Origin of the sequence: Microcoleus sp. PH2017_09_SFU_O_A (assembly GCF_020738625.1) — a bacterium.
Lineage (GTDB): Bacteria > Cyanobacteriota > Cyanobacteriia > Cyanobacteriales > Microcoleaceae > Microcoleus.
Genome location: NZ_JAEQCF010000003.1, coordinates 20,506 through 31,286, shown reverse-complemented (window position 1 = coordinate 31,286; position 10,781 = coordinate 20,506). Strand labels below are relative to the sequence as shown.

Sequence of the window (10,781 nt, the reverse complement as noted above, 5' to 3'; positions counted from 1 at the left end):
CCAACAATACAAATGTACCATAATTTATTGGTGAAATGTTCATCTAAATAATCGCGGGGATGGGGCGGGTTTATGAGATTGTTTGTGGATTTCATAGATGGTTGGTGAACCCGCCCTACGGAATTTTGGGATTGTTTTGATGAGGCTGCACAACCAATCAAAACAGAAAATATCTCTGCGCCATTGGCAAAACAGTTGCCGGTTCGCAAGTCAACAATTGTCCATCCGCCCTCACTTCATAGGTTTCTGGATCGACTTCCATGTGCGGCAAATAATCGTTGAGTTTCATATCTCTTTTACTAATCTGCCTTGTCCCGGAAACTGCTACAGTTGGCTTTTGTAAACCGAGCTGTGCTGCAATATCTCGATCGCGCGCCACCTGCGAAACAAACGTCAAACAAGTCGCCCCAATTGCCCCCCCAAAGCTGCCAAACATCGGCCGCATATGCACCGGCTGCGGCGTCGGAATGCTCGCATTAGCGTCCCCCATCTGCCCGTAGGCGATCGCACCACCCTTAATTACCAACTCCGGTTTCACCCCAAAAAACGCCGGCCGCCACAAACACAAATCCGCCAACTTACCCTCTTCCACCGAACCCACATACTGACTAATTCCGTGAGTAATCGCCGGATTAATCGTGTATTTAGCAATATACCGCTTCGCCCGAAAATTATCATTTCCCCCCTCTATTCTCCCCCCTTGGTAAGGGGGGGTTATCCCTCTTGTTTCCCCCCCTTGGTAAGGGGGGGTTAGGGGGGGTAAATTCCCCCTTTGCACCTTCATCTTATGCGCCGTTTGCCAAGTCCGAATAATCACCTCTCCCACTCTTCCCATGGCCTGCGAATCAGAAGAAATCATACTAAAAGCACCCAAATCGTGCAAAATGTCCTCAGCAGCAATAGTTTCCCTTCTAATTCTCGACTCAGCAAAAGCCACATCCTCAGGAATCCCCCGATCCAAATGGTGGCAAACCATCAACATATCTAAATGTTCTTCCAAAGTATTGACAGTGTAAGGGCGAGTCGGGTTAGTAGACGAAGGCAAAACATTAGCTTGGCCGCACACTTTAATAATATCCGGTGCGTGTCCGCCGCCAGCACCTTCTGTGTGGTAAGTGTGAATTGCCCGATTTTTAAACGCAGCAATTGTAGCTTCCACAAATCCCGCTTCATTCAGAGTGTCTGTGTGAATTGCCACCTGCACGTCGTACTCATCAGCTACATTCAAACAATTGTCGATCGTTGCTGGCGTAGTTCCCCAATCTTCATGAAGCTTCAAACCCATTGCACCCGCCAAAACTTGCTCGACTAATCCTTGAGGTTGACTGCTATTTCCCTTACCTAAAAATCCCAGATTCACCGGAAAAGCATCGGCTGATTGCAGCATTCTGTACATATGCCAAGGCCCCGGAGTGCAAGTTGTAGCGTTTGTACCCGTTGCTGGGCCAGTGCCGCCGCCGATCATGGTAGTGACTCCAGAGGCGATCGCCACTTCGATTTGTTGCGGGCAAATAAAATGAATGTGAGTATCAACTCCCCCCGCCGTCAGAATCATTCCCTCACCAGCAATTACTTCCGTGCCGGGCCCGATAATAATATCTACCCTATCTTGAATGTAAGGATTTCCGGCTTTCCCAATTTTAAAAATCTTGCCATCTTTAATCCCAATATCTGCCTTGACAATCCCCCACCAATCCAATATCAAAGCATTAGTAATTACCGTATCAACAGCACCATCAGCATTAGAAATAGGCGACTGTCCCATGCCATCGCGAATGACTTTACCGCCGCCAAACTTAACTTCATCCCCGTAGGTTGTGAAATCTTGTTCAACCTCTATGAATAACTCAGTATCAGCTAACCGCACGCGATCGCCCGTTGTCGGCCCGAAGGTTTCCGCGTAAGCGCGGCGATCCATTCTGTAACTCATGCTTTCTCCTAATATAAATATTTTTTTAGTTGGCAGTTGAGGCTCGCTTAAATTATACTATGTGCCGAGTTCTTCAATCTGAGTTAGCAAATATAGCGGTTCTCAAGCGTGGTGAGGTATGCCCTAATGCCCTAATGCCCACGGAACCCACGGAGCCCTATGCCCACGGAGCCCTATGCCCACGGAGCCCTATGCCCTATGCCCATGAGTACCTCATCTTTTTGAGAAAGGCTATATTTACAACATTTGTGCGATCGCCCCATTTGTCGATTTGTAAATTCATTCCAGCATTTTCTTGATTTCCCTTCTCAAAACCTCCACATCCACCGTCATATCCATGCTAATTAAACTCCAATCTTCCGAATCGTCGCTGTTATCAACCATACGGGAGTATTCTAATCCCAATATCTGGGAAATGTAATAGAAAAACGGCGGCGTGTACCCGCCATAAAAGCATTCCAATACTTTCGTTCCAGGCTGACACCACAACAAATTTGTAAAACCAGCGCCGTGAGGGCCAACAACCACCGCTGCTTCTGCAAACAGGCGAATTTGTTCATCCACAGTGCGCGAAATATCTTCCAAAATTTCAAAACCAAACTCTTTCAACACCTCTCGTACTTGTGCCTCATTTTTAACCTGGCGTTGCCCGCTTCTAGAAAGATACAATTTCCTGTAAGGCTTGACATTTTCCTTGAGACAGAATTTCTTCCGCAAAAGCTCTATATCGTAAGGACTGGGGAAATACCAATCTTGATTGTTTCCTAATACTAAACTTTCTGCATGATATCCTGTATCTCTAGCCCGAGTGTCGATTAGCGAGCTTTTAGGAATACCGAGTTTGGTCAGAAAATCCAACTCAAAAGCTGTATGGCGCAAAGGATAACAAATTTTGGCTTCTTGCCAAATCTCCTTACCTAAAGCCTCCTCAATCCTACAAAGTTTTGCCAGTACAAAAATCACATAATCGTAATAACTGCACCACAAATGCGACCAAGGAGCAACTACCAGCGGATAGGTAATTTGGTGGGATTTATAAGGCCATTCCAGAATACCCGCGCCGCTAATCCGAAAATCTAGGTCTAACAGCAACTTGTGATTTAGCAGCGTGTTTCCAGACGTACAAATAGTTAGGGCCTCTATGTGTTTATTCACGGAAATTTTCCACACATAATCCGGGTCAAAAGACACGGTTGTTTCTGTGGTAAAAAACCGAGAAGGTACTCCATTTACTGAGGTTAATGCAGGTATGTTGAGGGGTACGTGCTGCTGTTTGTAAACGATGCTGTTATCTAATAATTTGATGCTGGTACGCCGATCTAACGGGGTTCTCCAGATACGCCTCGACGTTGCAAGCAAACTCTGCTTCAACATCTGTTTTATCTGGTCAACTAATTTTGGATTCATCATGCGCTTTTGCTGTGTATGTTTGCGGTTTTGAATACCAATATCGATCGCAAACTGCCGATTTTAACTCGCTCAAAAGTCTGAGGTTTCACTAACAAAAGAAAGGCATTTATACACTTATGCAGAGAATTTTTTTTGACATTGCTTTGTCACTCTCCAGCGGTAGTGCTGTTCAACAGTTGACAGTTGGCAGTTGACAGTTGACCGAAGGAGAGCGACCTCTACCTAGAAGGAAGAGAATTGGAGTAATGAATAGTCTGATTTTAATTTCTCCCGATCGGGGAGAGGCTTTCAACCAATTCTTTCTGGTAAGTGATACCATTTTGATTTTAGCTTTTCCATAGGATGACCGAGCGCGATCCTGGTTGGGATTGCGAGGTTAAAGTTGCATTATTTTAACTGGGATGAGTTTTAAGTTAACAAATTCCCAATTCAACATTCAACACTTGCAAACGATTTTCTGCTTTCATACTTAACTTTCCAGATGACCGTTCACTTTTCCATTAAAGCCGTAGACTTGACGGCTACCCACAAACGGTACTAATTGAATTTCTCTTTCATCTCCCGGCTCAAATCTAACTGCTGTACCTGCGGGGATATCCAACCGCATTCCTTTTGCTTGTTCTCGTTCAAATTCTAAGGCTTCGTTTGCTTCGTAAAAGTGATAGTGGGAACCAACTTGAATGGGCCTGTCACCCGTATTTGCAACCAGCAACCGCACTGTTGGGCGATCGGCATTTAGCTCAATTTCACCGTCTGAAACAATCATTTCTCCCGGAATCATATCTGTCTCCTGCGAGTCTGTGGGTTTAAATATTATTTAACGAATCGGATCGTGCACTGTCACCAACTTAGTTCCGTCGGGAAAAGTCGCCTCAACTTGCACTTCATGCACCATTTCCGGTATCCCTTCCATCACATCTTCCCGCGTCAGGAGAGTTGTCCCGTAGCTCATTAAATCTGCGACGGTGAGGCCATCTCTTGCTCCTTCTAAAATCGCGGCGGAAATGTAGGCTAGTGCTTCTGGATAGTTTAATTTTAAACCTCTGTGTTTGCGACGCTCTGCTAGCAGGGCGGCGGTGAAAATCAGCAGTTTGTCTTTTTCTTGGGGGGTGAGTTGCATTTTTATTCTTGTAAGTGCGATCGCATTATTTATTCAAGTTCAACTATCAGCGGTGGCAAATCATCGGTAATTACATCCCATGACTCAAGATAGTGTTAACATCTGGTTTGTGTCAAGGTGATTTATCCTTTTGTTTTTGGACTTTAGCAAAGAACCGAAAACGACTTTTTGCCGATCGCATATTTCTGACTTAAATCGGCTATATTTGTCACGACGAATGTCAATCGGAAGAAGTAGTCTGTCTGGTACTGGGGGCGGGTATTGCATTTGATGTGTTGCACCGGAAACAGAAAGTAGGTGAAACTAAAAGAGAATGCTATTTTATCCAAACTCTGGGCAAACAGCAAGGGCGTTCTGAAAAAGACAAGCGCAGCAATTCCCAAATAGCGACAAACCAGTCTCTGGCGGCAGCGGTGGACGAACCGCGATATCGGCACAGCAAACCGTTGGGAATGCGAGTAACGCCGGCAGCAGAATTAACGGCTACAGATCCGGAATAAATTGTATCTTCGCACCGCAAAGCTCGCACTTTTTCCAGCATCTCGGCTGTGACTGGTTCGCCGATCCAAGCGAGGGTAGCAACTACGGGTTTTCCTGCTAAGCCGTGAGCGCTTTCGAGCATTTCGCCCCCACCTTTGAGCCATTGTCTGTCAATCCACAGAGGGCTGTTTTTTTGCCAGATTTCGGTGTGCGATCGCCATTCTCCAGACAAGAACTTTTCGCCCCTAGCACTGCGTCCGAACCGCGTAATTTCCCACAGCAAAATACTGGCTTGCGGTGCTAATTCTACCCGCAAGTCTTGTCGGTAAACTGCGCCGTCGAAAACGATAGTTTCCTGGGGAAGCCATTCCAAATGAGCGCCAGTATCTAGTTGAATGTCAATATTTTGTTGCGCTGACTGTCCGCTGCTGCGATAAATTTTACCAGCCGCAGCGGTGGTGATTAAGGCTTTGGCGTTTTGTTGGAGGTGGAAATTGAGCGAAAGGCGATCGCCCCCGACAACTCCCCCAGCCGTGTGCAAAATTACGCTGTGACAAACCTCTTTCCCTTCAGGATAAAACGGACGCTGTACCTTGAGCGGCGCTTGCATTTGATTGTGAATAATTTGGGTAGCCCCGTCACGGTTTGCGTAGGCTAACTTGAGGCTGCCATGCCAACCATTTTGAAATTTATTTGTAGGTTTGTCAGTCGAATTTAGAATCACAGATTTTTCTAGTTGAATATTAAAATTGAAACTTATTTGGTCAATAATTGTGAGATTCTTTTCTTTATTTAAAATTATTCTTCCCCAATATCACATAGTCGTCAAGTTTATAATTTAAGTCATAATTTAACTTAAAGTGCTGGCGAAAAAGCGGACTGATAAATTGCTGAAGAGGTAAATTTTCTCTAGCAAATTTTGCAAAGTTAGGAGGGAATTTCCTGCTACCAGTTGCACTTAAATATTTATACCAAACTAAGTTCAACCCCAGATCGTCAACGAATTGTTTTACTACGCTTAACTCCTGTTCCTCATCATCAACTTGACGAATATTGTAAGGTTTAAGCAACTTATTTTCTTGAATAATTAGCAAAACATAACCACAATCTGTCAGGCAATCCGTAAATATATCCTTATAAATGCGATGGGATTTTTCTCTTCTATCCTCATCGTTAAAAAAACAGTGAGAAATTACAATAAAATCAAAAAAGTTTTGAGGAATCTTTCTAGATTGACTTTCACCATCAAAGATACTAGAAGTGTCAAACCGAAAGTAAGCATTGATCTCGTGGGGTTCCATATATTGCCGCCAAAATTGGAGTCCGCGATATTGAAAAGCTTTTTGCTGTTCCAAAGAGTAATAGGATATGTGCATTGGCGGTATTAAACAAAAGTCGTTAATAGTTTGCAGGAACAAACCTAGTCCGTAGGCAACTGTCCCCGGCCCTGCGGCAATATCAAGGATATTGACTTTAGTTGGTAATAATCCTGCTTTGTAAATGAGAAACCAAGCTAGATATGCACAATAGACGTTATCTAGGAAATACCTCATTAAATAGATGTGAGGACTTAGCTCAAAACTGTATCGAGGATCTTGTCCTTCTTTGAGTTTTTGTATATCGTCAATAGCTTGTTGAAGTAAAGAATCAAAATTTGTTTTTTGCCGACTCAAATTATTCAGCTCATTTTTGATGAAACCAGCCAAATGTTGTTCAAACTTATCAAATACTTTTTCATAAATCCCTGTGCATTGAATCATGCTGGCATCGCATTCTTTAAGCTTGAAACTTTGTGAAATAACTTCAATAAATTGTGTATCCGGAGTCAATAAGCTTAAGTCATCAATATCTCCGGGAAAGGCATCAATTTTTCCGAACCCCAGTTCCAGTTCTAACTCTGCTAAACGCCGATCGCCTTCTTGGAGGCGGTTATTTTTTTGTTGCAATAATTTTTCAAGCTGTAGCCATTCTTTATATAGTTTCTCCTGCCACGATAATTTTGCCCCTGAATTTTGTATTTCTTTTAACAGTTTTTGGGCAAGTCGATTATTTTGACTCTTAACGGCTTGGTTAAACTTTTGAGAACGCCACCAGTTAGCTAGCAGATTATTCATAGCCAAATCCCTCTTTGCCTTCCATGATTTCAACATCCGGGAGCATCGCCTTGAGTTTATTTTTAAACTTGCGATAACTCTGCTGTTCGCTATTGTACCACCAAGCGTACTTTTGTTTAAGAGCTAATGCTTCTGAGCGCGTTGATGCAATTAGCGATCGCTCGTTGCTGGCATGAAAATCTTGAATCACTACCCGATCGACAACTTCTAGCTTGCTAATAAAATTACCTTCATCTTCGGGTAGGGTAGGTAGTAGTGGGGTCACAGTTATAGAAAATCTGACTTCGCAATTTTCTTGATAAGGAAAGCTGTATTTCAGTTTGGCAATAGCTTTAAGTCTTGCAGGAATACTCGGAGATTTTGGTTCAAAATCTTTCCGCACTTTTTCGCTACCAGTTGGAATGCTCATGTTGATTCGCAATCGCTGGAATTGCTGTAAAATATCGATATCTCTAGTTATCATAGGACTGCGAGTTTGGATAACCAGCGTCGGCTGATAGGGAACCATGACTTCTAACAAATGCCTAGTTAGTTGTTCTTTCGATTCAATTGGCTGATACGGATCTGTGACACTACTCATGTAAATTGTCGGTGGGCGATCGGGGTTTTTCTTGTGCCAACGTTCTAACTCTTTCTTAAGAATTGCCACTGCATTTTGCTTGATAATTACCCAATTTCCCCAATCATCTCGCATCTGTGAATTCGGGCTGAAAGCAGCAGCATAACAATAGCTGCATCCGTACTGACAGCCCCGATAAGGATTTAGCGTGAAATCGTAAGCACTGATAAATCCAGTAGCTTTGTTAAGCACTGATTGTGCATTTTGTGCATACACTTTGGCATTCCCGAAGTTTTCCCTGAGTGCGAAAGTGTGTTTTTTGCCGACGGAATATCCCTCATACTGAGACTTTACCATGATTACACGTGCTCCACGATTAAAAGAGAAAATGTTTAGGGATGAGAAATGCGATGGTGTTTCGATTTTACTATTTTATAGTACCGAACTAAAAAAAAGTTGCCAAAACAGTGGGGAATTACTCAATTTTATAATAAGTTTTTTGAAGAAACAACTAGCTAACTTTATAAACTGTATTTTAAGGTCGATCGCCAATGTAATGCAAGCTTATGGATTTACTGACAGCGACGATATTTTCGCAAAATTGCTGAAATCCCACCTAGAACTGGCAAAAAAAACCGGAAGAACCCGTAGTTAGAGCTTGTATCCTTAACTAAGTAAGTGAAAATACTGTAGCTTTTTTTATGATTTTTGTAAAGTTGCGTATAATCACATAAATTGTTGATACAGATCACAAACACTTTTGTCTAAGAACAGAGATAATTAAGGCGTTATGGGGTAAATCGCGTCGGCTGGCAGCTCAGATAGCAATTGATCTGGCAAATTCAATAGAAAGATTAGTTTGACATTTTGTACTCAACCAACTGTCAGGCTAGAAAACGAAAAAGTTAAAAATCCGAAAAATTATTGTATCTCCCTATCGTTTTTTTAGGGAGTAGAATACGAAGTATTATAATTTTTCAACAAATCTACTGATTAACTGAGAAATACAGGTTTATGCTGTTTCTCGATATTGCAAAAAATTGTGCAGGATGTCAACTACTCCTGATTTGTTTGGGAGGAACTTTCGATGTTATTATTGACCGACACTCAGCCCCAAGATAGCAAAGTAGAGCCAGCAAACTCTGCTCAGAAAAAATTGTTACACCATAGATTTATTAATTTAAACTGGCTAAGGGAACGATTCAACCATTTGCGGATAGGCCAAAAAATCAGCTATGGCTATGCTTTAGCTATCGGCATAGCGATTTTGGGAACGGGTGCGGGCCTGAAAGTGGGAGACTACTTTCGCAAGCAAGCTTTAATTCAGGTAAATGTTGCTCAACAACAACAGCAACTGTTGCAAAATTTGCAAAATAGCATATTTGAAGCCCGATCGCACGCAGCGAGATTCCCGGCAGTTTTGGGAAACACGGTGTGGCTGCAATACGAACACGATCGGTTTGTCCAGCAAATCAATCAGGCGAAAATCCTGATTGCGGAAATACAATTTTTTGCGATCAAAAATCCCGACTGGCTAGCAAGACAAGAGAAAGATTTGCAGTCAATATTGCCAAGGTATGCGATGGTCATCGATTATTACGATCGGCTAACTAAACTGCAATTAAAAGAAGCCGAAGTGTGGCATTTGGAAGCTAACCGCATCGAGTCGGCACAGCTACAATTGTTGAGAAATCGCAGCGGCGAAGAGGCGATCGTACTAGATAAACTTTCCGATCATTTAACCCAATTAATTGCTACTGTAGACATTCAAAAAATGCAAGGGGTAGAAGCATTAGAAGAAGCTGAAAGTTTGCGAAACCGAATTATTCTCGGGAGTATGGTAATTTCAGGACTCCTCGCCGTGTTACTGGCGGACAAAACGAGCCGCGCCATTGCCCAACCCCTCGAAAGCGTGACAAACGTCGCCCAGCAAGTAGCCCGCGAATCTAATTTTAACCTGCAAGTACCAGTCACAACTGAAGACGAAATCGGAGTTTTAGCGGCTTCTTTCAATGAATTGATTCAGCGAGTTAGCGATTATACACAAGAACTAAAAGAAACTCAATCCCAATTAATTCAGACTGAAAAAATGTCGTCTCTCGGTCAAATGGTGGCAGGGATCGCCCACGAAATCAACAATCCGGTTAATTTCATCGGTGGTAACATTGACCATGCTAATAGATACATCCAAGATTTGGCAGACTTGGTAACTCTCTATCAAGCATACTATCCCAACCCACCGGATGAAATTAAAGACTGCATCGAAGACATTGAATTGGACTTTCTCAGCAAAGATTTGCCAAAAACGCTTGCTTCGATGAAAATGGGAGCCGATCGCATTCGCGAAATTGTCGTATCCATGCGGAACTTTTCCCGTTTAGACGACGGTTACATGAAACCTGCGGACATTCACGAAGGAATAGACAGCACCCTGATAATTCTCAATCACCGACTCAAACAAGGTATCGAAGTTATTAAAGAATACGCTAATTTGCCTCCGGTTGAGTGCTATGGAGCGCAACTGAATCAAGTATTTATGAACGTACTCGGCAATGCAATTGATGCGCTGGAGGAGGTAAAAAAGGCAGACAGAGCGTTTTCACCAACGATTTGGATCTGCACGGAAGTTACGGCAGATAATGCTATCACTGTCAAGATTCGGGATAATGGGCCGGGAATTACCGCAGCCACTGCCCAACAGATATTTGACCCGTTTTTTACTACAAAGTCGATCGGCAAAGGCACTGGATTAGGATTGGCTATTTCCTATCAAATCGTTGCCAAGCATCAAGGCAAAATTGAGATGAATTCTCAAATTGGACAGGGGACGGAATTTGCGATTACTTTGCCAATTGCTGAGTAATATAGCAGGCGATCCGGGACGGGCTAGAAGCCCATCCCACAAATCGGGGGGTGCATCTCAATGCAAGCGAATATATCCGTATGGGCTATAGCATGACCGCAGAAAATATGGGATTATAACTAATAACTTATATGCGGTCATGCTTCTTCAGGCTTCAAAAACCAGATCCACCCAAATCCGGGACGGGCTAGAAGCCCATCCCACAAATCTTGCAAGCATTACTATAAGCTAGCGCGCATCTAATTTGAAGAATTCTCTTTCTTACAACTCTTGTGGGGTGGGCTTCTAGCCCGCCCGAAAAGTTA

Annotated in this window: 8 protein-coding genes; 1 reads left to right on the top strand and 7 read right to left on the bottom strand. The window is 43.1% G+C overall.

Features of this window, described 5'->3' with window-relative positions:
* Positions 1-157: 157 nt before the first annotated feature.
* The 7 genes from ureC to JGK16_RS01425 form a co-directional block, all read right to left on the bottom strand.
* Positions 158-1,930 (bottom strand): urease subunit alpha, encoded by a 1,773-nt coding sequence (gene ureC, locus JGK16_RS01455; RefSeq protein WP_293186506.1) that lies wholly within the window; start codon positions 1,928-1,930, stop codon positions 158-160.
* A 279-nt stretch (positions 1,931-2,209) separates the two neighbouring features.
* On the bottom strand, positions 2,210-3,340 hold the full coding sequence (locus JGK16_RS01450; RefSeq protein ID WP_293193496.1) for a glycosyltransferase family 61 protein: 1,131 nt from the start codon (positions 3,338-3,340) through the stop codon (positions 2,210-2,212).
* Positions 3,341-3,809: 469 nt separating this feature from the next.
* Positions 3,810-4,121, bottom strand: coding sequence for an urease subunit beta (locus tag JGK16_RS01445; protein WP_293186510.1), 312 nt, complete (start codon positions 4,119-4,121; stop codon positions 3,810-3,812).
* 36 nt (positions 4,122-4,157) lie between these two features.
* Complete coding sequence (ureA, locus tag JGK16_RS01440) at positions 4,158-4,460, bottom strand: urease subunit gamma (protein WP_293153142.1); 303 nt, start codon at positions 4,458-4,460, stop codon at positions 4,158-4,160.
* A 316-nt stretch (positions 4,461-4,776) separates the two neighbouring features.
* Positions 4,777-5,664 (bottom strand): urease accessory protein UreD, encoded by an 888-nt coding sequence (locus JGK16_RS01435; protein WP_293193495.1) that lies wholly within the window; start codon positions 5,662-5,664, stop codon positions 4,777-4,779.
* Between the two features lie 64 nt (positions 5,665-5,728).
* Positions 5,729-7,054 carry a photosystem II assembly protein gene (locus JGK16_RS01430; protein WP_293193494.1) on the bottom strand — a complete coding sequence of 442 codons (1,326 nt, stop codon included), beginning with the start codon at positions 7,052-7,054 and terminating at the stop codon, positions 5,729-5,731.
* Positions 7,047-7,970, bottom strand: coding sequence for a radical SAM protein (locus JGK16_RS01425; protein ID WP_293193493.1), 924 nt, complete (start codon positions 7,968-7,970; stop codon positions 7,047-7,049). Before JGK16_RS01425 ends, JGK16_RS01430 begins: the two co-directional genes overlap by 8 nt.
* Before the next feature lie 730 nt (positions 7,971-8,700).
* Here JGK16_RS01425 and JGK16_RS01420 point away from each other — a divergent pair.
* Positions 8,701-10,476: an ATP-binding protein gene (locus JGK16_RS01420; protein ID WP_293186518.1), complete on the top strand. Its 1,776-nt coding sequence runs from the start codon at positions 8,701-8,703 to the stop codon at positions 10,474-10,476.
* Positions 10,477-10,781 lie beyond the last annotated feature (305 nt).

Excerpts from the sequence above, each read along its gene's own strand:
- ureC (WP_293186506.1), bottom strand. The coding sequence starts at position 1,930 with ATGAGTTACAGAATGGATCGCCGCGCTTACGCGGAAACCTTCGGGCCG.
- JGK16_RS01450 (WP_293193496.1), bottom strand. The coding sequence starts at position 3,340 with ATGATGAATCCAAAATTAGTTGACCAGATAAAACAGATGTTGAAGCAG.
- JGK16_RS01445 (WP_293186510.1), bottom strand. The coding sequence starts at position 4,121 with ATGATTCCGGGAGAAATGATTGTTTCAGACGGTGAAATTGAGCTAAAT.
- ureA (WP_293153142.1), bottom strand. The coding sequence starts at position 4,460 with ATGCAACTCACCCCCCAAGAAAAAGACAAACTGCTGATTTTCACCGCC.
- JGK16_RS01430 (WP_293193494.1), bottom strand. The coding sequence starts at position 7,054 with ATGAATAATCTGCTAGCTAACTGGTGGCGTTCTCAAAAGTTTAACCAA.
- JGK16_RS01425 (WP_293193493.1), bottom strand. The coding sequence starts at position 7,970 with ATGGTAAAGTCTCAGTATGAGGGATATTCCGTCGGCAAAAAACACACT.
- JGK16_RS01420 (WP_293186518.1), top strand. The coding sequence starts at position 8,701 with ATGTTATTATTGACCGACACTCAGCCCCAAGATAGCAAAGTAGAGCCA.